This is a genomic window from Amycolatopsis sp. NPDC000009 (assembly GCF_055563465.1).
The window spans coordinates 1-20,327 of record NZ_JBVHDI010000029.1 but is presented as its reverse complement, the minus strand read 5'-3'; the positions used below and the strand labels follow the sequence as shown (position 1 = coordinate 20,327).

General features: G+C 69.7%; 18 protein-coding genes. 10 read left to right on the top strand and 8 right to left on the bottom strand.

From position 1 onward, the window contains the following. Nucleotides 1-20: 20 nt before the first annotated feature. Nucleotides 21-359 (bottom strand): YciI family protein, encoded by a 339-nt coding sequence (locus ACZ3HL_RS41290; protein ID WP_465412444.1) that lies wholly within the window; start codon nt 357-359, stop codon nt 21-23. Between the two features lie 97 nt (nt 360-456). Further along, the gene (locus ACZ3HL_RS41285) at nt 457-1,146 is read right to left on the bottom strand and encodes a DUF998 domain-containing protein (protein ID WP_465537217.1); all 690 of its coding nucleotides are present in this window, start codon (nt 1,144-1,146) and stop codon (nt 457-459) included. 235 nt (nt 1,147-1,381) lie between these two features. Between ACZ3HL_RS41285 and ACZ3HL_RS41280 the strand changes: the two genes are divergently transcribed. Then, nucleotides 1,382-3,880 (top strand): M14 family zinc carboxypeptidase, encoded by a 2,499-nt coding sequence (locus ACZ3HL_RS41280; protein WP_465537215.1) that lies wholly within the window; start codon nt 1,382-1,384, stop codon nt 3,878-3,880. Nucleotides 3,881-4,081: 201 nt separating this feature from the next. On the opposite strand, the gene ACZ3HL_RS41275 is transcribed toward ACZ3HL_RS41280, so the two are convergent. Beyond that, nucleotides 4,082-5,161: a J domain-containing protein gene (locus ACZ3HL_RS41275; protein ID WP_465412447.1), complete on the bottom strand. Its 1,080-nt coding sequence runs from the start codon at nt 5,159-5,161 to the stop codon at nt 4,082-4,084. A 184-nt stretch (nt 5,162-5,345) separates the two neighbouring features. On the opposite strand from ACZ3HL_RS41275, the gene ACZ3HL_RS41270 reads away from it, so the two are divergent. Further along, entirely contained in the window at nt 5,346-6,179 is an 834-nt protein-coding gene (locus ACZ3HL_RS41270; protein WP_465412448.1) for an alpha/beta hydrolase family protein, read from the top strand. 6 nt (nt 6,180-6,185) lie between these two features. On the opposite strand, the gene ACZ3HL_RS41265 is transcribed toward ACZ3HL_RS41270, so the two are convergent. Then, the gene (locus ACZ3HL_RS41265; protein ID WP_465537212.1) at nt 6,186-7,109 is read right to left on the bottom strand and encodes a hypothetical protein; all 924 of its coding nucleotides are present in this window, start codon (nt 7,107-7,109) and stop codon (nt 6,186-6,188) included. After that, nucleotides 7,106-7,570, bottom strand: coding sequence for a hypothetical protein (locus ACZ3HL_RS41260; protein WP_465537210.1), 465 nt, complete (start codon nt 7,568-7,570; stop codon nt 7,106-7,108). Before ACZ3HL_RS41260 ends, ACZ3HL_RS41265 begins: the two co-directional genes overlap by 4 nt. Nucleotides 7,571-7,786: 216 nt before the next feature. Here ACZ3HL_RS41260 and ACZ3HL_RS41255 point away from each other — a divergent pair, with 216 nt between their 5' ends. From ACZ3HL_RS41255 to ACZ3HL_RS41235, 5 genes are all read left to right on the top strand, one after another. Then, nucleotides 7,787-9,196: an APC family permease gene (locus ACZ3HL_RS41255; protein WP_465412451.1), complete on the top strand. Its 1,410-nt coding sequence runs from the start codon at nt 7,787-7,789 to the stop codon at nt 9,194-9,196. Beyond that, the gene (locus ACZ3HL_RS41250) at nt 9,193-10,092 is read left to right on the top strand and encodes an ROK family protein (RefSeq protein WP_465412452.1); all 900 of its coding nucleotides are present in this window, start codon (nt 9,193-9,195) and stop codon (nt 10,090-10,092) included. Before ACZ3HL_RS41255 ends, ACZ3HL_RS41250 begins: the two co-directional genes overlap by 4 nt. A gap of 101 nt (nt 10,093-10,193) precedes the next feature. Next, on the top strand, nt 10,194-10,766 hold the full coding sequence (locus tag ACZ3HL_RS41245) for an NADPH-dependent FMN reductase (RefSeq protein WP_465537208.1): 573 nt from the start codon (nt 10,194-10,196) through the stop codon (nt 10,764-10,766). 22 nt (nt 10,767-10,788) lie between these two features. After that, nucleotides 10,789-11,769 carry an ATP-binding cassette domain-containing protein gene (locus ACZ3HL_RS41240; RefSeq protein WP_465412454.1) on the top strand — a complete coding sequence of 327 codons (981 nt, stop codon included), beginning with the start codon at nt 10,789-10,791 and terminating at the stop codon, nt 11,767-11,769. Beyond that, nucleotides 11,766-12,617: an ABC transporter permease gene (locus ACZ3HL_RS41235; protein ID WP_465412455.1), complete on the top strand. Its 852-nt coding sequence runs from the start codon at nt 11,766-11,768 to the stop codon at nt 12,615-12,617. The genes ACZ3HL_RS41240 and ACZ3HL_RS41235 overlap by 4 nt, the downstream gene beginning before the upstream one ends. A gap of 195 nt (nt 12,618-12,812) precedes the next feature. Here ACZ3HL_RS41235 and ACZ3HL_RS41230 read toward each other — a convergent pair whose 3' ends face one another. After that, a complete protein-coding gene (locus ACZ3HL_RS41230) occupies nt 12,813-15,938 on the bottom strand; it encodes an ATP-binding protein (RefSeq protein ID WP_465537206.1) in 3,126 nt (1,041 codons plus the stop codon). A 250-nt stretch (nt 15,939-16,188) separates the two neighbouring features. Here ACZ3HL_RS41230 and ACZ3HL_RS41225 point away from each other — a divergent pair, with 250 nt between their 5' ends. Continuing rightward, nucleotides 16,189-17,463, top strand: coding sequence for a cytochrome P450 (locus ACZ3HL_RS41225; RefSeq protein ID WP_465412456.1), 1,275 nt, complete (start codon nt 16,189-16,191; stop codon nt 17,461-17,463). Nucleotides 17,464-17,466: 3 nt separating this feature from the next. On the opposite strand, the gene ACZ3HL_RS41220 is transcribed toward ACZ3HL_RS41225, so the two are convergent. Further along, on the bottom strand, nt 17,467-18,093 hold the full coding sequence (locus ACZ3HL_RS41220; RefSeq protein ID WP_465412457.1) for an alpha-ketoglutarate-dependent dioxygenase AlkB: 627 nt from the start codon (nt 18,091-18,093) through the stop codon (nt 17,467-17,469). A 57-nt stretch (nt 18,094-18,150) separates the two neighbouring features. On the opposite strand from ACZ3HL_RS41220, the gene ACZ3HL_RS41215 reads away from it, so the two are divergent. After that, nucleotides 18,151-18,939, top strand: a complete 789-nt coding sequence (locus tag ACZ3HL_RS41215) for an alpha/beta fold hydrolase (protein WP_465537204.1) — start codon at nt 18,151-18,153, stop codon at nt 18,937-18,939. Here the strand turns inward: ACZ3HL_RS41215 and ACZ3HL_RS41210 are convergent. Then, nucleotides 18,911-19,486: a hypothetical protein gene (locus ACZ3HL_RS41210; RefSeq protein WP_465537202.1), complete on the bottom strand. Its 576-nt coding sequence runs from the start codon at nt 19,484-19,486 to the stop codon at nt 18,911-18,913. The genes ACZ3HL_RS41215 and ACZ3HL_RS41210 overlap by 29 nt on opposite strands. A gap of 138 nt (nt 19,487-19,624) precedes the next feature. On the opposite strand from ACZ3HL_RS41210, the gene ACZ3HL_RS41205 reads away from it, so the two are divergent. Beyond that, on the top strand, nt 19,625-20,230 hold the full coding sequence (locus ACZ3HL_RS41205) for a hypothetical protein (protein ID WP_465537200.1): 606 nt from the start codon (nt 19,625-19,627) through the stop codon (nt 20,228-20,230). The last annotated feature ends 97 nt before the right edge of the window (nt 20,231-20,327 follow it).

The window sequence follows — 20,327 nt, the reverse complement described above, 5'->3', positions numbered from 1 at the left end:
GGCGCTCCGCTCGTCCACGGTCAGGCGGCGAAGTCGGCGACCGGGCGGACCACCACCGAGCCGTCCCGGGCGCCGGGGCAGCGGGCCGCCCAGTCGAGCGCGACGTCCAGGTCCGGCACGTCGATGACGTAGAAACCGCCTAGTACCTCGCGCGCCTCGGCGAAGGGCCCGTCGGTCACCGTCCGCTTCCCGTCGCGATCGACCGTCACCGTCGTCGCGGTGACGAGGTCGGCCAGCGACTCCCCGGCGGACCAGATCCCGGCGTCCTTGACCTGCTTGTCGTAGGCCATCCAGTCCTCGAAGGTGCACTGGGGCTCGACGGCGCCCGTCGCGGCCTGGATCAGCAACATGTACTTCACGGTGGTACTCCCGTTCCTGGTTCCGCGCGGCCTGCTTGCCGCACGACACCACTACGAGCGGGAGACCGTCAAATGGACAGGACGCCGGGAGGAACTTTCAGGACGCGATCTCGAGCGCTTCGGCCTGCTCGGTCACCGGTGCGGTGACCACGCGCGCGGGGATGAGCAGCGACGCGAGCGCGATCAGCCCGGTCAGCGCCATCGCGCGCTCGACCAGCCCGAGCGGGATCGCCCGCCACCAGGGCTCGCCGCCGTTCATCGAGACCACGATCGCCCCGAGGATCACGCCGAACCAGGCCAAGGCCGCCACCGCGAGCACCCGCGTCACCGCACGCCGCGCGGGCGAGGAGGGGAAGACGGCCTTCGCCGCGAACCACACGGCCAGCGGCAGGCAGACGAAGGCCACGACGCTCGCGATCCGGTGCACCGTCCCGCCGGTGCTCGGCCCGATCGCCCAGTTGTTCTTGGGGAACGCCACGATCACCACCAGGCTCACCGTCCAGAGACCGCAGAAGACCGAGGCCGCGGACAGCGCGGGCAGGTGCTTGCGGCGGATCAGCGCGCCGAAGCCGATCGCCGAGCCGAACGCGACCAGCAGGACCGCGACGTCGAAGATCCACTTGTTCTCGCTGAGCGCGTATTCGCTGATGGTGCGGCGGATCGGGCTGATGTCGCTGGTGGCGGGGAGGACCTGCAGGAGCAGGATCAGCAGCGCTCCGCCGGCGACCGAGGCCACGGCGGCCAGCAGGGCCAGCGGGGACCTGGCGGTGACCTTGGGCGTCGTCATGGTTGAAAGGTAACCACCCAACCTGAAGGTTTTCTTAGGCTTTCCTGTCGAAATCGACAGGAAAGTCCCATTCTACGGCGCGCGTGCGAGTGATCGTTCCGGCACGGTCGGTGAGAACGTTGGGCCGAAAGGGGTGCAGGCGACTTGTGGCGGGTCCCCCCGGCGGTGTCCCGGGTCTAGGGTCTCGCTACCGGTGACCTCACCCGGTCACCGGACTGTCCAAGGAGGTCAGTCTGTGGGGTATTCACCAAACCGGCGAAGAGCGGGATGGACGGCGGCGACCCTGGTGCTCGCCGGCACCTTCGTGGCACTTCCGTCGGCCACGACGGCGGTGGCCGCGGACAACGTGGTCCGGGCCAACCAGGCCGTGGCGAGGTCCTGTTTCGCCGCGCTCCAGAAGCCGGGCGCGGCAGGCACCGACCGGCGCGAGTTCACGTCCACAGTGGACGGTCTGCTGCAGGCGCGGATCGCGCCTCGCGGTGGCGCCGAGGGCGACTGGGACCTCGCGGTCTTCGACAAGGCCACCGGCGACGTGGTCGCCGCGTCCGCCGCGTTGCGCAGCCACGAACTCGCCGAAGGCTTCGTGAAGAAGGACCAGCGGCTGGTCGTGCAGACCTGCCGGTACGACGGGAAGTCGCGCGACGCGCTGCTGGGGGTCGACTTCCTCGCCCTCACGCCGCAGGGGACACCGACCAGTGCCGCGCACGCGCCGCAGCGCGCCGAACTGGTCCGCGTCGAGACCCCGGGCAAGCAGGACAAGGACAAGCTGCTCCGGCTCGGCCTGGACGTCACCGAGAAGGCCGACGCCACCGGCGTCGAGGTCGTCCTCGCCAACGACGCCGATCGCAAGACGCTGGCGGACAACGGCTTCAAGTCGAAGGTGGTCGAGGCCGACCTCTCGGCGAAGTCGATCCAGAACGCCAAGACCGACCGTGAGTACGCCGCGAAGACGCCGGGCTCCACACTGCCGTCCGGGCGTACGAGCTACCGGCACCTCTACGACTACCAGTTCGAGGTCAAGGAACTGGCCCGCAAGAACCCCAAGCTCGTCACGGCGTTCACACTGCCGCAGCCGACCTGGGAAGGCCGCGACGTCATCGGCCTCGAGGTCGCGAGCGACGTCAAGAACATCGCCGACGGCAAACCCGTCAACTTCACCATGGGCGTGCACCACGCCCGGGAGTGGCCGGCGGGCGAGCACGCCATGGAGTGGGCCTACGAGCTGGTCAAGGGCTACACGGGCGGCAACGCCGAGATCCGCGGCCTGGTCGGCAGGACGCGCAACATCATCGTGCCGATCGTCAACCCCGACGGTTTCGAAATCTCCCGTGAGGCCGAGCCCAAGGGTGACTTCTCGCGGTTCGACTACGAGATGAAGCGCAAGAACTGCAATGTCAACGACTCGCCCAAGGAGTTCGCGACCGGGGTCTGCAAGGCCAATCCCGGCGGTCGTGAACGCGGAACCGACCCGAACCGCAACTACGCGGGTTTCTGGGGCGGCGCCGGCGCGTCGACCCTGTGGCGCAGTGACACGTTCCGGGGTTCCGGCCCGTTCTCCGAGCCCGAGACCCAGAACATCCGCTCGATCGTGTCCAACCGCCAGGTGACCAACCTGATCACGTTGCACACCTACTCCAACCTGGTGCTGCGTGTCCCGGGTGTCGCCGCCGTCCGCCCGCCGCTCGACGAGCCGGCGTACAAGGCGCTCGGTGACAAGATGGCCTCGCGCAACGGGTACACCAGCCAGCCGTCGTGGGCGCTCTACGACACGACCGGCTCGACCGAGGACTGGTCGTACTGGGCCACCGGTGGATGGGGCTTCACCTTCGAGGTCGGCCCGAACGAGTTCCACCCGCCGTTCGCCGAAGGTGTCGTCGCCGAGTACACCGGTGTCGCCCCCGCGGCCGGTGCGGGCAAGGGTGGCAACCGTGCCGCGTTCATCGACATGCTGGCCAACACCGCCGACCCGGCGGCGCATTCGACGCTGATCGGTACGGCGCCGAAGGGCTACCAGCTGAAGCTGCACAAGACCTTCCAGACGCCGACGTCGCCGGTGGTGCAGCCGGACGGCTCGACGAAGCCGCCGATCTACGTCACCGACGACCTGAACTCGTCGCTGTCCTCCACCGGCGGCCGGTTCGCGTGGTCGATCAACCCGTCGACCCGGCCCTACGTCGCGGGCCGCTACGGCCGCGAGCCGCAGGGTCCGGCGCAGCCCGCGATCCAGGCCGTCAACCCGCCCGGAGTCCCGGCGATCAACACGAACTACCCGACCGACCCGGCCTCGGAGAGCTTCACGTTCCACGTCGACGGGCTCCCCAAGGTCGACAACGGGAAGTTCAGCGTCGACGTCAAGTGGGCCAGCCAGGACACGGACTGGGACCTGTACGTCTTCGACTCCGCGGGCAACATGGTGTCGTCGTCGGCGAACGGTTCGACCACGGAAGAGCACGCGATCCTGTACGACCCGCCCGCCGGGGACTACACGGCCGTGCTGGTCAACTACTCGCAGGCAAATCCGTCCACTGTGGACGACTGGGCCGGCGGTGTGTCGTTCCAGTCGCCGATCCCGCCGACCTACGGCCCCAAGGAGGCGTACCAGCTGACCTGTACGTCGCCGAAGGGCAAGCTCGTCGGGCTGGCGGACGTCTACATCGACCGCGGCCAGACGGTCGACGTCGGTGAGGTCTGCACCCGTTCCGCGCGGGCCAAGAAGGAGCGCTCGGTCCGGTAGTTCTTCTCATTGCGCGTGAAGGCCCCCTTCCCTCGGCTGAGCCGAGGGAAGGGGGCCTTCACGCGCTTTGGCCCCGATGCATTTCGCGACACGAGAGCGTCGACAGGACCCGGCGAACGCGTTGCGAAAGCCACTTTCGCAACGTCGAAGGTTGCGAAAGTGGCTCTCGCAACGTCGAGCCGCCTGCCTTGCCCAAGTACTTCAGACCGCGCCGGCGACCCGGTCCCGTACCACCCGCATCGTCGCCGAGTCCACAGTGGACGGCTCCGCCGCCAGCCACCCGCCGATCTCGTGCAGGAACTGTTCCGGCGTCATCGGCGGCGCGGGGGAGGGATCCTCGAGATCCGTGGTGATCTCCCCGGTCCGGCTCGGGTACACGATCATCGCCCCGCGCAGCGCGACCCCCGGCAGGATCCGCCGGTATTCGGCGAGACTTTCGCTCAGTCTGCTCCCGCCGCCGCGGAAGGCCCGGCCGTTGCGCAGCAGGCGGTCGTCGTCATCGGTCTCGTAGTGCCCCGGCAGCCACAGCTTCGACTCGATGAGCACGAGCCGCTTGCCGCACAGCACGGCGTGGTCGACGTCGGCGAACACCGAGTCCGGCCACGAGAGGCCGTGGAAGATCCGGGCGCCGGGCAGCCGGGTCAGATAACGCTCGAGCAGGTCGGCGGTGAGTCGTTCCGCGAGTTCGTCGGTTTCGACGCCGGGGGTGCCGAACACGCGTTTCCCACCGAATTCGGCGGCGAACCGGGTCTTGGCCCGGGACGCCGCCAGATAGCCGCGCGCGAGCCGTTGCACGAGAAGGGCGGTCCCGGCGGTCAGGATCAGCCAGACGATCAGCGTGGGGGCCGAGAATCCGACGCCGGTCAGCACCGGCAGCAGCACCAGCACCATCCCGCCGACCGCGGCCACCACCGGGGTGTGCCCGGGGCCGCGCCGCCGTCCGTGCCGCACGCGTTCGTCCTGCGCGGCGAATTCCCACCATGCGAGGTCGTCCGGATCGATCACGACCGGCTCGGGCTCGTAGCCCGGTTCTTCGCCGAAGCGACGCCGCGGGCGCGGCCGGATCGGGGCGCGCACCGAGCGGCCGCCCGCGTCGTAGCCGGCGCGCCGCATCGGGTCGCTGAGCGTGTCGTAGGCCTCGCGGACCAGCTGGAAGGTGAGCGCCGACCCGCCGGTGTCCGGGTGATGCGACTTCGCCAGCCGCCGGTACGCGGTCTTGATCTCGTTGACCGAGGCGGCCTTGCCCACGCCGAGCACCTCGTAGTAGTCGACATCGGGCACGGGCGGTTCACCTCCAAAGGGCCGGGCCGCAACACTATTCGGCCGCCGCCGATCGCCCGCAACCACCTCCGCGGCGCGTCGGGGTGACTCCGCGGGCATACTGTTTCGCTTGTGGCGGAACGAGGTCCGCCTCCGCCGCGTCCTGGATATCGTGGAGATCGACAGCACGCGAGGAAGGACAGCGGTGGGAGAACCGGTCACGGGCACGGCGGCGGGCGTGCCGTTCACCGTATTGCCGCCATCGGCCGAGGTCAGCGGCCCCGCGCCGGTGGTCGTCGCCTGGCACATGATCGACGCGCCCCGCACCGACGCGGCGTTCGCGGCCGCGCTGCCGCTGGGCGGGGTGCCCGCGTGGCGGGTGTATCTCGGAATGCCGTTGTGCGGCGCGAGAATGGTCGACGGCAGCATGGACGCGGTGGTCGAACGGGCCGTCCGGGACGCGGTGCTCGCCTACGCCGACCCGTTCGTCCGGCAGGCGGCGCTGGAATTCCCCGCCGCACTGGCTGAGCTGCGGGAACGCTTCGGTTTCGACACCTCGCGGATGGCCGTCGTCGGCGGTTCCCTCGGTGGTGCCGTGGCGCTCACGATCCTGGCCACCAGGGAGATCCCGGTGCGGGCCGCCGCGCTGGTCAACCCCGCCGTCCGGGCGCGGTCGCTGGTCGGTGTGGTGGAAACCATGCTGGAACAGCCCTATTCGTGGACCGGCGAGGCGAACCAAGCCGCGGATCAGCTCGACTTCGTCGCACGATCGGGTGAAATCTCGGCCAGGGACGCGCAGGTTCCGCTGCTGGTCGTCAGCGGCGAAGAGGATTTCCCGACGTTCCGCGCGGACGCCGACGAACTCGTCGACGCGTTGCGGGCCCGGTATTCCGTGGCCGACGACGTCCGGTTGCGCAGGATTCCCGGTCTCGCGCACCCGCTCGCCGAAGACCCGGGTATCGATCCCGCGCCGCAGCTGCCGATCGCGAAGCTGGTCGACGAAGCGGTCACCGAGTGGCTGGAGCGCCACCTGCTCTGACGTGCGTCAGCAGGCCGGTGGCGGGACCGACCGGGAGGGCCCGAATTCCAGGCGCAGCCTGTCGGTCTTGGGGATCACGAACGCGACGCCGGTCGAGGCCCGCCAGTTCGAGGGCAGGAAGACGTACTGGCCACTGGACTGGAGCAGCAGTTTCAGTCCGGTGTACCGGTACTTGTAGGCCGATCCGGGGTCGGCGCATTTCACCTGCGCGACACCGTCGGCGGTGAGGTTGAGGCTTTCCGCGCTGTACAACGTCGCGGCCGGCCTGGCCGGGATCACCCCGGACGCCTCGTAGGCGCGGCTCGTGCCGACGGCTCCCGAGTAGTCGCCGACCGCCCAGAAGAGGCCGACGCTCACCAGGGCGTACCCGGTCACCAGTTCCGCGACGTTCGACCGGGTGCCTCCGGTCCTGCGCGAGGTCCAGTGACGCCAGGAGAAGAGCGCCATCAGGACGCCGAGCGCGAAGCCGGCCCCCGGAAGGCCGGGACGGTCGCGAAGGGGTTCCGGATCGAGCGCGAGCGCGGTCGTCACGGCCAGCAGCGCGAGGCCGAGGACGCCGGCGACGGGGGAGCAGATCCGCAGCAGCCGTGACCAGGAAGCCTCGCCGAGGCGGATCTTCAGGAACCTGGTCAGGACGAGGAAGAGCAGCGCCGCGCCCGCGACGGCGGTCAGGGGCACGAGAACTCCGTCGACGCCGCGTCCGAAGATCTCGTCCGGCGTCTGGCCGAGCAGGGTGTAGTGCACGCGGAAGTAGGCGAAGTACGTCTGCGTGTAGACGAGCCCGAAGTAGTAGAGCAGCGCGGTGAGCAGGGTCGTGTTGGCCAGGACCGCGCCGACCAGCTTGAGCGCGTGCGCCGGGCCCGCCGCGGGTTCGGGCTCCGGAGATGCGGGGGCGCGGAGCCCCCGCCGTAGTGGCCGCCGGATGGTCATCCGCCGGTGGTTTCGCTCGGCTGCTCGCTTTCCGACTCCGATGGAGCCGGGCTTTCGGTCTCGCACGCCCTGGCCCGGATCGTGATCGTCTTGCCGGGCCGGACCGGATTCGGGCCGATGCTCCGGATGCAGTTCCCCGCCTCCTTGTCCGCGATCAAGACCGAGACCCCGCACCGCCGGGGACTCTCGCAGAGCCGCTCCAGGTTCTGCTCGATCGCGCCCTTGGCGGTGATGGGGTCGGTGCCGAGCAGGTCGCTGTTGTACCTGATCGGGCTCCCGGGTACGACGCCGGGCGGACGGGAGTCCTCCGTGCGGCCCGGCCCCGTCGGAGTCGCCTCGGAAGACGCCGTCTCCGTCGTCAGATCCCCCGGCGCCGTGTCGCGGGGCGTGGACGTTCCTTCGCAGGCCGCCGCGAACCCGAGTGCGGCGATCGCCAGTGCCGTGCCGAAGAGCCGTTTCATGGACCTCACCGTCCCTGGGAAGACGTCCTTCTCGGTAAGGACGCGGAACGACGGCTCCCTGATACGTCCCGGCTTGCTCCGTTCGGGCGTATTCCTGGGGAATCCGCCCTTTCGGGCAATCCCGGGTGGACCGGAGCACGACAACTTCGCGGACCGGCCTTCCGACACGCCCGAAATTATGTTAAGAAACTTTACTAACTAACAGGGAGGCGCGTTTTGAGTTCATCCCCGCGGCCGGGGCTCGAGCGGAAGATCGGGCCGCTCCAGGCGACCGCCATCAACATGACCCAGATGTGCGGGATCGGCCCGTTCGTCACCATCCCCGCGATGGTGGTGACCCTCGGCGGTCCGCAGGCCATGTTCGGCTGGCTCATCGGCGCGGTCATCGCGTTGGCCGACGGCCTGATCTGGGCCGAACTCGGCGCCGCCCTCCCCGGCGCCGGCGGCACCTACGTCTATCTGCGTGAGGCGTTCGGCGCCCGCACCGGCAGGCTCCTGCCGTTCCTGTTCGCCTGGAGCGCGGTGCTGTTCATCCCGCTGATCATGTCCACCGGCATCATCGGGCTCGTCCAGTACCTGGGGTACCTGATCCCCGGGGTGGCCGACGACGGCGGGACGACGGCGCTCGGCAAGGTCATCGGTCTCGGCGTCATCGCCCTGATCGTGCTGGCGTTGTTCCGCAAGATCGGCGAGATCGGGAAGCTGACCACCGTCCTGTTCGGGATCATGCTGTTCGCCGCCCTCTCGGTGATCGTCGCGGCCTTCACCCATTTCGACGGCGCGCAAGCGTTCGCCTTCACACCGGGCGCGTTCTCGTTCGACGGTGGCGCGTTCTGGGCGGGGCTCGGCGCCGGCCTGATCATCGCCATCTACGACTACCTCGGCTACAACACCAGTGCCTACCTCGGCGGCGAGGTGCGCGACCCCGGCCGGACACTGCCGCGGTCGATCATCTTCTCGATCCTCGGCATCATGAGCCTGTACTTCCTGCTGCAGCTCGGGGTGCTCGGCTCGATCCCGCTGGAGGAACTGAAGAACGCCACTTCGGTCGCCTCCACCGTGCTGGAACAGGCATGGGGCACCGGCGCGGCCAAGGTCGTCACCGTGTTCATCGTGATCGCCGCGATCGGTTCGGTGTTCGCCGGTCTGCTCGGCGGTTCGCGGGTGCCGTTCGAAGCGGCGCGCGACAAGGTGTTCCTGCCGGTGTTCGCCAAACTGCACCCGAAACTGAACCTGCCCACCGCCGGCGTGCTGACGATGGGCGTCATCGCCGCGATCGGCTCGCTGTTCACGCTGACCGCGGTGATCAACGCGGCGGTGACGGTGCTGGTGATCGTCCAGTCGCTCGCGCAGGTCGCGGCGATCGTGGTGCTGCGGCGGCGACGCCCGGAACTGCACCGGCCGTACCGCCAATGGCTCTACCCGATCCCGACGGTCGTCGCGCTGCTCGGGTGGGTCTACATCTATTTCTCCGCCACCTGGCTCTCGATCGGGCTCTCGGTGGGCTGGATCGTGCTCGGCGTGGCGGCGTTCCTCGCCTATGCCAAGGCGGAGCGCGTGTGGCCGTTCGGGCCCAAGGGAATCCGGGAAGCGTTCGCGGGGGCGGCAGAGGGGAACGGGAAGTGACGGGGGAAGACCTGATCCTGGGGATCGACTTCGGCGGCACGAAGGTCGCGATCGGGCTGGCCGACCGGGCCGGGAGCCTGCTGGTCACCCGGCGGCTGGACACCGACGCGCAGGCGGGCGCCGAGCAGGTGGTGAGCCGCGCGCTCGCCGCGGCGCGGAAACTGCTCGCCGACGAAGGCGCCGCGGACCGGCTCGTCGCGATCGGCGTCGTCAGCCCGGGCATCGTGCTGGAGGACCGCATCCTGCTCGCGCCCAACGTGCCGGGGTGGGAGGAACTGCGGCTGCGTGAACTCGTCGCGGCCGAGTTCGAGGGTGTGCCGATCGAAGTGGGTACCGACGCCAAGGCGGCGGCGCTCGCGGAATGGCGATGGGGGGCGCTGGCGGACACCGATCCGGCGGTGTTCCTCTCGCTCGGGACCGGGATCGCCGCGGCGGTCCTGGTCGGCGGCCGGCTGCTGGCCGGTGCCAACGGCGCTGCGGGGGAGATCGGGTACAACCTTCTCTCGCCGCAGGACACCGACGGGTTCGCCGGCGGGGCGGCGCCGCTGGAAGAGGCCGTCGGTGGGCGTGGGCTGGGCGGCCGGGCGAGTGCGCTGCTCGGCCGCCCGGTGACCGCGGGCGAACTGTTCGGCCTCGCCAGGGAGAACGCGCAGGCCAAGGAACTGGTCGGCGCGGCGCTCGACGAACTGTCGATGCACGTCGCGAACCTCGCCATCGCGCTCGACCCGCAGCGCATCGCCGTCGGCGGAGGGCTGGTGCGCTCGGCGGACATCCTGCTGCCCGCGCTGCGCGAGCGGCTCGTCCAGGCCGTGCCGTTCCCGCCGGAACTGGTGTCGGCGAAATTCGACCAGGACGCGTCGCTGCTGGGCGCGATCGCGATCGCGCTGGACGCCTAGCGAGATCACCGACCGGAGCCGCCGGGCGTCCGCTAGATCCGATCTAGCGAATGTCCGGCGGCTTTCTCGCGCCCAAGGGGTGAAGCGAGAGGAGGTCGGTCATGGACACCAGTCCGCTGCGGGTCGCGGTGATCATCGGAAGCACCCGCGAGGGGCGGGTGGGGGAGGCCGTCGGCAAGTGGTTCACCGGCCGGGCGGAACACCGGGAAGACCTCGTCAGCGACGTGCTCGACCTGGTCGACTTCGACCTGCCCGCGGGACTGCCGGAGCATCCGACGTCCGACATGAAGCGGTTCGCGGGGCTGGTCGACGAGGCCGAGGCGTTCGTCGTCGTCACACCCGAGTACAACCGCAGTTTCCCGGCGTCGCTCAAGCAGGCGATCGACTGCGCCTATGACGAGTGGCGCGCGAAGCCGGTCGGTTTCGTCTCCTACGGCTACCGTTCGCAGGGGCTCTACGCCGTGGAGCAGCTGCGCACGATCTTCACCGAGTTGCACACGGTGACCATGCGCGACACCGTGGCCTTCAACCTCCTCGACGGCACCTTCGCCCGGGACGGCACCCCCTTCGACAGCGATGGGCAGGGACAGGCCGTGACCACCCTGCTCGACGAGCTCGCCTGGTGGGGCCTCGCTTTGCGCGAAGCGCGCGCCGCTCGCCCCTACGTCTGCTGAATGCTTCTGAAAGGAATCGAAAATGAGTGAACTGGCCATCGAAGCCTCGGGGCTGGTCAAGGTGTTCGGGGAGAACCGGGCGGTCGACGGGATCGACCTGAAGGTCCCGGCCGGCACCGTGTACGGCGTCCTGGGGCCGAACGGCGCCGGCAAGACCACCGCGGTGAAGATGCTCGCGACCCTGCTCCGCCCCAACGGCGGAGAAGCGCGCGTCTTCGGCAAGGACGTCGTCCGGGATGCCGACGCGGTCCGGTCCATGGTGAGCCTGACCGGGCAGTACGCCTCGGTCGACGAAGACCTGACCGGCACCGAGAACCTGGTGCTGATCGGCAGGCTGACCGGGCACCGCAAACCGGCCGCCCGCGCCCGGGCGGAGGAACTGCTCGCGGCGTTCGGCCTGACCGAGGCCGCGGGCAGGCAGGTGAAGAACTACTCCGGCGGGATGCGGCGGCGGATCGACATCGCCGCGAGCATCCTCAACACCCCGGACGTGCTCTTCCTCGACGAGCCGACGACGGGACTCGATCCCCGCAGCCGCAACCAGGTCTGGGACATCGTGCGCGCGATCGTCAAGCACGGCACCACGGTCCTGCTGACCACGCAGTACCTCGACGAGGCCGACCAGCTGGCGTCCCGGATCGCGGTCATCGACCACGGCAAGGTGATCGCCGAAGGCACCAAGGGGCAGCTGAAGGCGTCTGTCGGGGCCGGCGCGGTCCACGTCCGGCTGCGTGAGGCCGACCAGCGTGCCGAGGCCGAAGCGCTGCTCGTCCGCGCCCTGGAGGCACAGGTGCTGCTGGAGCCGGACCCGGTCGCGCTCACCGCGCGGCTCACGGGCGAAAGCACCGAACAGGGCGCCGCCGAGCACGCCGCGCGCGCACTGTCCGAGCTCGCGCGCGCCGGCATCGTCGTCGACACCTTCTCCCTCGGCCAGCCGAGCCTCGACGAGGTCTTCCTGGCCCTGACCGACCGCACCGCCACGCCCGAGGAGAGTGCAGCTTGAGCACCACGGCAGTCAAAGACAACGAACCCGTTCTGGCGGCACCGAAGGCGGAGGATCTCGCCGCCGTCCTGATCGCGAAGAACCGTCCTCAGCGCCCCAGCGCGCTGTCGACTTCGGTCACCTTCGGGTGGCGCGCGATGCTGAAGATCAAGCACGTGCCGGAGCAGCTGTTCGACGTCACGGCGTTCCCGATCATGATGACGCTGATGTTCACCTACCTGTTCGGCGGTGCGCTGTCCGGCTCGCCGACGCAGTACCTGCAGTTCCTGCTGCCGGGCATCATGGCGAGCAGCATCCTGATGATCACCATGTACACCGGGATCTCGGTGAACACCGACATCGAGAAGGGTGTGTTCGACCGGTTCCGCACGCTGCCGATCTGGCGGCCGTCGGCGATGGTCGGTTATCTGCTCGGCGACATGCTGCGGTATCTCATCGCGTCGCTGGTGATCCTCGGCATCGGGCTGATCATGGGCTTCCGTCCCGCCGGCGGAGTCGGTGGCGTGGCCGCCGCGATCCTCCTGCTGCTGGCGTTCTCGTTCGCGTTCTCGTGGATCTGGACGATGTTCGGCCTGCTGCTGCGCAGCGAGAAGTCGGTGATGGGGGTCAGCATGATGGTGCTGTTCCCGTTGACCTTCCTCAGCAACATCTACGTCAATCCGGAGACGATGCCGGGCTGGCTGCAGGCCTTCGTCGACGTCAACCCGGTGACCCACGTGGTCGCGGCGGTCCGCTCGATGATGGACGGCAACTGGGACGGCGGCGAGATCACCTGGGTGCTGATCGCCGGCGCGGTGATCCTCGCGGTCTTCGGCACCTTGACGATGCGGCTCTACAACCGCAAATGACGTGCGGGCGTGAGTGTTCCGGCGAGCCGGAACACTCACGCCCCGCCGGCGGGTTCGCGTGACCGGATGGACGACACGCGTGATCAGGCGGACGACACGCGTGATTGGACGGACGGCTCGCGGCGGAACCCGGCCGCGCGTGTGTCGTCCCTCTGGTCACGCGTGCCGGCCGGTTCGTACCGGAAATCAGGCGGCTCAGAGCCGCCAGGGGACCTTGTCCTCGGGGGCGTAACGGCACGAGGAACCGGTGGTGACCGCCGCGCGCAGGTGCGCGGCCAGCGCCGGATGCTGCTCGTCGAGTTTGCGCAGGGTGTCCCGGATCCGGGCGGTCACCGTCTTGCGGGCACGTTCCGCCTCGTCACCGAGCCGCCGGGTGCGGCCGCCGAGACCGGCCGCGGACCGCAGTTCGGCGAGCAGCGCGTCCCGTTCACGGTCCAGCGCGGCGGCGCGCGCGTCCTGGCCCGTCCCGGTCGCGGTGTCGATCAGTTCGTCCAGTTCGTCGAGCCGCGCGCGGTACCGGGCCTTCGCCTCGTCGTCGAGGACGGCGTCTCCGCCGAGGCTCTTCGCGGCGACGACCACCTCGCCGCCTTCGGGATCGAGCAGCCGCACCGCCGTCACCTCCGAACCCGGCCTGCCGAGCAGGAAATGCAGGTCCCGCAAGCCTTTCGAGTCCGGAAGGTGGGCGGTGACACCGTCGAAGTGCAAGGTCCACACGGCATCGTCGCGACGGAACTCCGCCCTCGGCGCCGCCTGGGCCCGCGTCTCCTCGCGCGCCTTCGTCATCCTGGCCACGACCGGCCGCATGCCCAGCGCGGCGGCTTCTTCGGTCACTTCGGCCAGGAGGGCCGCCGCGGCCGCCGCGTCGCCTTCGAGATTCCGGCCGAGCAGCGCCTTCACCAGCCAGGACTTGGCCTCGACCGCCCAGACCGGCGCCCGGAGGCGATCCGCGGAGAGCGCGGCACCGCGCAGCCGGTCCACCGCGTCGTTCCAGCGTTCCTGCGCCAGGTCGAGCCTGCCGAGCCAGAGATCGACCGGGCCGGAGATCTCGCAGCCGTACAAGGAAACCAGCCACTCCCCGCTGTAGGGCGCGAGCGCCGCGCGGGCCGCTTCACAGCGTTCGGGATCGCGTGAGACCGCCGCCGTCTGCGCCTGACAGCGCAACCACAACGCTTCCAGATCGCGAGGATACGGCTTCACGTCGGCCGCGAGATCGGTGAGCCGGACGGCCTCCCCGACGTCCTCACGCTGGGCCGCGGTGAGCGCCTCCAGCATCCGGCCGTAGACGTATCCGCTGCGCGAGATCTCGCGGTGCAGCCCGGCGAGATCGTCGAACCGCCCCTCCAGGCACCACCGGATCCACCGCTGCAGCTGGTGCAGGTCGGCGAAATGGGGATGCTCGTCGCCGCCGTGGCACGAGATCACCTGGTGGATGTACGCCTCGGCTTCGGCGAAGCGGCCCTGGAGGGTGGCGATGATGCTCTGATCGATCCGGGACGCCAGCTGCGAGCTCGGCGCCCTGCCGGTGGCCGCCAGCGCGAGAAACTCCTGGTACTGCTCGAAATACCGGGGCTCGCCCTGTTCGAGCTGCGCCACCCACTTGAAGGACGCCGCGTAGTGCTCCAATTCCGGATTCGCCGTGCGGCGGCCGACGGCGACCAGTTCGTCGGTGAGCCGTTCCCGCTCCGCGGCGCTGCCGGGCCCCCAGATCGCGTCGTGCCGTGCCCACAAACCGAACAACAGCGCGGAATCGTCCTCGTCGGCGCGGGCGGTCATCATGACGGTCGCGGAGAGCTCCTGCGTCATCTCCGCGACGGTGAGCTCCTGCCCGGGCTCGCGGCCGCAAAGCCGCGCGTGCGCTTCGGTGAGCACCTTGACCGTCTCGTCGACCCGGACGCTCTTGTGATCGGCGCGGACGAGGGTCAGCGCCAGGCGGGCGAGGAGATCGTCGTCGTCGAGTTCACGGATGAGCGCGGAGACCTCGTCGAGGACCTGTCTGCCCTCGTCCGACTCGTGATGGCGGGTCAGATGCGCGCCCAGTTCGAGGGCGATGACCGCCTGCCGCCGCCGGTCCTCGGCGATCTCCAGCGCCCGCCGGTAGTGCGTGGTCGTCTCCTCGATCGCCATCCGGCCGGTGGCGTCGATCGCGGCGGCCAGCAACAGGTCGATGGCCTCGTCCGGATCGAGTTCCCGTCCGGCGAGCAGCGCGTGGCGGGCCAGATCCGCGGGGAAGAGGCTCTCCCGGGACGCCGGCGTCTCGCGGACGGCCGCGACGACGGCGGTGTGCTGCTTCCGGCGATCCGACTCGGAGAGGCTCGCGTACAGCGTTTCGCGGACGAGATCGTGGGCGAAGGCGAAGCGCCCTTGTCCTTGCACCACCACGAGTCGTGCCGCGACGGCCTGGTCGAGCAGCCGGTCGACCTGGGGAACGGGTGCCGCCGCCACGCCCGCGAGCAGGCGGCGGTGGAACTCCCTGCCGAGCACCGACGCGGTGGTCAGCAGATCGAGGACCGGCTGGGGGAGCAGGGAAAGCCGACGCTGCAGGGCGTCGGCCACGCCGGGGGCGATGGTCTCGGCGGAACCGCCGCTGTGCCAGAGCCGCGCCGTCTGCTCGACGAAGAACGGATTGCCGCCGGTGCGGCGGTGGACCTCGGCGACCAGCGCGTCGTCGGGTGCCGCGCCCGCGGTCCTCGTCATGAGCGCGCCGACCTCGTCCGGTTCGAGGCCGGTGAGAGTGACCGAAGTGGCCTTCGTGAGCAGCGGCATCATGAGCGCGCGAAGCGGGTGATCGGTCGCTTCGACCTCGACGTCGCGGTACGTGCCGATCAGCAGTAGCCGCTCGAACCAGGTGTGCTGCGCGGCGAATTCGAGCAACCGCAGCGACGCGGCGTCGGCCCAGTGCAGATCGTCGAGCACCACCACGATCGGCCGGTCCTGGGAGGCGGCCACCAGCACGCTCGTCACGGCGTCGTACAGCCGGAACCCGTCGGCCGCGCCGTCGCCGCGCGCCTCACCGAGCAGGACGTCCAATTCGCTGTCGGCCATCGCGGCCCAGCGGCCCTGCCCGACCGCGCGCCGCAACCCGCGGACCACCTGTGTCCACGGCCAATAGCCCGGTGCGCTCGCCGAGTCCCAGCAGGATCCGTTGAGCACCAGGGCGCCGAGACGTTTCGCCTCGTCGGCGGCGCCGGTGACGAGCGTGGTCTTGCCGATCCCGGCCTCGCCGGTGACCAGCACCAGCCCGCCGTGGCTTTCGGCGGCGCGGGCGATCTCCCCGCGGAGAACCCCCGCGGGGTGGTCGCGTCCGATGAGCGCGGCTGACATGTCCGAATCCTCCCAGTAAGGTCCGACAATCTCACGACGCGCGCCCGATGTCAGGCGTTACCCCGGGTTCGTCGTGACCGACGGTGACCGACGTCTCCCGGCTGCCGGGAACCCCTGGCGTGGGAGAACCGACTTTCTGGACGTGACTAATCGAGTGGGACGGCGGGGTGAGGCCGTGGTGCGCCCTGCCGGGCGAAGGCGGTCTGTTGTGCCAGGTCAGGTGGTCAGCGGCTGGAGTAGGGTGCGGGGTATGGGGAGCATTCGCTCGCGCGTGCTGGCTTGGATCGGCCGCCGCTACCTCGCGCGACAGCAGAAGAACGGGTTCGACCTGTCCAAGATGTCGATCATCCCGGACAACGCGCTGCTGCCGCTCAAGCGCGACGGTCTCGACCCGGTGGCCGAGCTGGGCCGGATCCGCGCGACGGAGCCGGTCAGCAAGCTCGACCTGCCGTTCGGGATGAACGGCTGGCTGGTCACCGGCTACGACGAGGCCAAGGCCGTACTCGGCAAGGTGAGCGAGTTCAGCAACGACTTCACGAACCTGGTCGGGAACGCGGGCGTCACCGAGGACCAGAACCCCGGTGGGCTCGGGTTCGCCGATCCGCCGGTGCACACCCGGCTTCGGCGTCTGCTCACGCCCGAGTTCACCATGCGGCGGCTGTCGCGGCTGGCGCCGCGGATCGACGAGATCGTCGCCGACCAGCTCGACGCGATGGCGAAGGCCGACGGCCCCGTCGACCTTTGGGAGGCCTTCGCGCTGCCGATCCCGTCGCTGACGATCTGCGAACTGCTGGGCGTCCCGTACGAGGACCGCGACGATTTCCAGCGGCTGAGCACCGCCCGGTTCGACCTCTTCGGCGGCGCGGGCGCGTCGCTCGGGGCGATGACCGAGTCATTGTCCTATCTGGACGAGATCGTCAAGAAGCAGCGCGAGAACCCGGGCGACGGCCTGCTCGGCATGCTCATCAAGGAGCACGGCGACGAGATCGACGACCGCGAACTCGCCGGCCTCGCCGACGGCGTGCTCACCGGCGGCCTGGAGACCACGGCGAGCATGATCGCGCTCGGCGCGCTCGTGCTGCTCAAGGACCGCTCGCTGTTCGAGACCGTCCGCGGCGACGACGGCGCCGTCCACAAGTTCGTCGAGGAACTGCTGCGGTACCTGACCGTCGTGCAGATGGCCTTCCCGCGTTTCGCCAAGGAGGACATGGAGGTCGCGGGTGTCCGGATCGCGAAGGGCGACATCGTGCTGGTCTCGCTCAGCGTCGCGAACCGTGACGGCGACCTCGGCGAGGACATGGAGAAGTTCGACGCGACCCGCGAGCCGACCTCGCACCTCGCCTTCGGCTGGGGCATCCACCGGTGCATCGGTGCCGAACTGGCCAGGATGGAACTGCGCACCGCGTATCCCGCGCTGGTACGCCGGTTCCCGGAGATGCGGCTGGCGATCGAACCGGACGCCGTCGGCTTCCGGAAGGTCTCGATCGTCTACGGCGTCGACGCGTTGCCCGTGCTGCTGGACTGATCCTCAGGCGACTCCTCTCGGGCGGAACTGGACGCTGATCCTCGGCCCGACCGGTTTGGCGGTCTTGGGGACGGCGTGTTCCCAGGTGCGCTGGCAGCTGCCGCCCATGACGATCAGGTCTCCGTGGCCGAGGGCGTGCCGGACGGTCTCGCCCCCGCCACGCGGCCGCAGGGCCAGCTGGCGGGCGGCGCCGACCGAGACGATCGCGACCATGGTGTCTTCGGTGCGGGACCGGCCGGTGTCGTCGCCGTGCCAGGCGACGCTGTCGCGCCCGTCCCGGTAGAAGCACAGGCCGGAGGTCACGAACGGCTCGCCGAGCTCGTCCGCGTAGTGCGCGGAGAGCGTCTCCCTCGCCTCCGTGAGGATCGGGTGGGGGAGCGGCATGCCTTCGCGGTAGTGGCTCAGCAGCCGGGGGACGGCGACGACGCGGTCGTACATCTGCCGTCTCTCGGCATGCCATGGCACGTCTTCGGCGAGCCGGGTGAACAGTTCGTCCGCGCCGGTGAGCCAGCCGGGGAGCACGTCGATCCAGGCGCCACGGGTCAGCTCGGTTCGCCGGAGCCCTTCGAGCGAGCCCAGCCCGAGCGTGGCGCACTCGTCGAACAACGAGGCTTGAAGCGCGGGGGTCATGACAATCGAACCTACCCCGGTTCCGCTCGGTTGTCGAACGGGTGTTCGAGCGGCAGGATGATTCACGTGATCCACATCGCGAAGTCCGCCGACGGGACATCGATCGTGTTCGAACGACGTGGCGCGGGGCCGGTCGTGGTCGTCGTCGCCGGCGCGGGTAACGACCGGCACGGTGACGAACCGCTGGTCGCGGAGCTGACGGCCGAGTTCTCCGTGGTGACCTACGACCGGCGGGGCCGCGGCGACAGCGGGGACACCGCGCCGTACGCGGTCGAGCGCGAGATCGAGGACTTGGCCGCGGTCGTCGCCGCGCTCGGCGAGCCGGCGATCGTGCACGGCATCTCTTCCGGGGGTGCGCTAGCCCTCCTCGCCGCCGCGGCGGGAGTGCCGATGGCCCGGTTGTCGGTCTTCGAGCCGCCTTGTCGCGGTGAATCGGAAGAGGTTCCCGAGGGATACGCCGAGGAGATGCGCGAGCTGGTCGCGGCGGACCGGTGGGACGACGCCGTCGCCTTGTTCATGATGTCCGCGGTCGGTGCTCCGGAGGAGGCCGTGGCGGAGGCCAAGGAGACGCCGGTGTGGGCCGAACTGCGTTCGTTCGCGCCAACGCTCGTTTACGACGCCTTCGTGATGCGGGACGCCAAGGTTCCTGGCGAGCTGACGTCGATCGCGACGCCCGTCCTCGTGGTGAACAGCAATGGCAGTACGGACTGGCTGAAGACCGCCGCGCTCGTCACCGCGAAGGTGATTCCGGGGGCGCTTCAGGTCGGGCTGGACGGCGAGTTCCACAGTGTCGCGCCGGAGCGGCTCGCACCGGAACTCAGCGCGTTCTACCGGGATCCTCGCTGAGACGTAGGTAGGCCGCGCCTCGCGGGGAGATCCGGTAACCGACCTCGAGGCTGAGCGTCAGGCCGAGGTTCTTGAGCTTGCGGATGTCGACCTTCAGCGGATCCTTCTCGCGGCCGAGGAGGTCGGCGAGCTCCTGCGCGCGGCGTCCGGGATTGTCGTGGACGAGGCGCAAGGTCTCGTGTGTCCACGGGCGTCGTCTGTCCATATTGGACAGTCGGCGCCGGATTTGCTCGACGTCCTTTTCGGACAGTTCGGCGTCCGCGCTGAGCGCGCGCCGGGGATCGGGGCCGAGGTGGCGCAGGCCGATGCGGTACACCGAGGCGTCCGCTGGGCCACGCAGCGTGCCCCGCACCGCGTTCGCCGACTCCGCGCCGGACCGGCGGGCGTCGGCGTCGGTGATGGCGGCGGGGTCGACGATCTCGACCGAGACGACCTCGATCACCCCGGCCTCCAGGCGCAGCACGTCGCCCGGGTGGACGTTCTGTTTCGACCAGCGCCGGAAGGTCAGGTCGATCGTCCCGGCCGCCAGTCCTTCGAGGACCGTCATGGAGAGGATCACCGTCGTTACCCAATCAGCGGGACGCCGGGGCGTCAACGTCTTGTCCGATGACGGTCCGCGCTCGTACAGTCGCAGCCTGGTCCTGGTCTGGACCATCACCGCCGCCCTGAATGTGCAGGAGGCAGGATGCGGAGACGACTTCGGACCGCCGGGGTGGTCGCGGCGGCCGTGCTCGGCCTGATCGCGTCGGCGACGCCGGCGAACGCGCAGGTCGGCACCGGGCCGTGGACGGCGGAGAACCCGTCGTTCAAGGTCCAGGAACGCGGCTGTGGCACCGTCGACGGGCTGAACTTCCAGCTGACCTGTTCCACCGGAAGCGGGGATCAGCGGGCGGAACGGCGCTACGTCACCTACACCGGCGGGACCCGGCAGTTCGAGGGATCGTTCCGGATCACCAGCATGGCGGGCTCCCGGATCAGCCTGAAGCAGACCTTCCGCGACGCGCCGACCGCCGGGCCGTACTTCATGCTCGCGGTCGAACGCGGCGGGCGGCTTTACGCCGTCCACGGCGGGGACACCCTGGGGAGCGGGGCGACCGTCGGGACGTCCGTGCGGGTCAACACCGTGCACCAGGTCGGGAGTACGCACAAGGTGTACATCAACGGTTCGCTGAAGCAGACGGTGAGCAGCAGCGGCGGGAGCTACTACGACAAGTTCGGCGCCTATCGGACGGCCAGCGGCGCCGGGCCGGTCAAGGTGACCTGGAGCGGGATCAAGTTCTGGCGAAAGTGAGCCCGAAGTCCGTGAAGACATCCCTGGGTTTTGTGTGTCAAGCGGTGGTGGTGTGGTGGGCCCAGGCGGTGTTTTCGTTGTAGTGGGTGTGGGTTTT

Excerpts from the sequence above, each read along its gene's own strand:
- ACZ3HL_RS41260 (WP_465537210.1), bottom strand. The coding sequence starts at position 7,570 with ATGAAACGGCTCTTCGGCACGGCACTGGCGATCGCCGCACTCGGGTTC.
- ACZ3HL_RS41225 (WP_465412456.1), top strand. The coding sequence starts at position 16,189 with ATGGGGAGCATTCGCTCGCGCGTGCTGGCTTGGATCGGCCGCCGCTAC.
- ACZ3HL_RS41230 (WP_465537206.1), bottom strand. The coding sequence starts at position 15,938 with ATGTCAGCCGCGCTCATCGGACGCGACCACCCCGCGGGGGTTCTCCGC.
- ACZ3HL_RS41265 (WP_465537212.1), bottom strand. The coding sequence starts at position 7,109 with ATGACCATCCGGCGGCCACTACGGCGGGGGCTCCGCGCCCCCGCATCT.
- ACZ3HL_RS41210 (WP_465537202.1), bottom strand. The coding sequence starts at position 19,486 with ATGACGGTCCTCGAAGGACTGGCGGCCGGGACGATCGACCTGACCTTC.
- ACZ3HL_RS41220 (WP_465412457.1), bottom strand. The coding sequence starts at position 18,093 with ATGACCCCCGCGCTTCAAGCCTCGTTGTTCGACGAGTGCGCCACGCTC.
- ACZ3HL_RS41245 (WP_465537208.1), top strand. The coding sequence starts at position 10,194 with ATGGACACCAGTCCGCTGCGGGTCGCGGTGATCATCGGAAGCACCCGC.
- ACZ3HL_RS41240 (WP_465412454.1), top strand. The coding sequence starts at position 10,789 with ATGAGTGAACTGGCCATCGAAGCCTCGGGGCTGGTCAAGGTGTTCGGG.
- ACZ3HL_RS41215 (WP_465537204.1), top strand. The coding sequence starts at position 18,151 with ATGATTCACGTGATCCACATCGCGAAGTCCGCCGACGGGACATCGATC.
- ACZ3HL_RS41205 (WP_465537200.1), top strand. The coding sequence starts at position 19,625 with ATGCGGAGACGACTTCGGACCGCCGGGGTGGTCGCGGCGGCCGTGCTC.
- ACZ3HL_RS41285 (WP_465537217.1), bottom strand. The coding sequence starts at position 1,146 with ATGACGACGCCCAAGGTCACCGCCAGGTCCCCGCTGGCCCTGCTGGCC.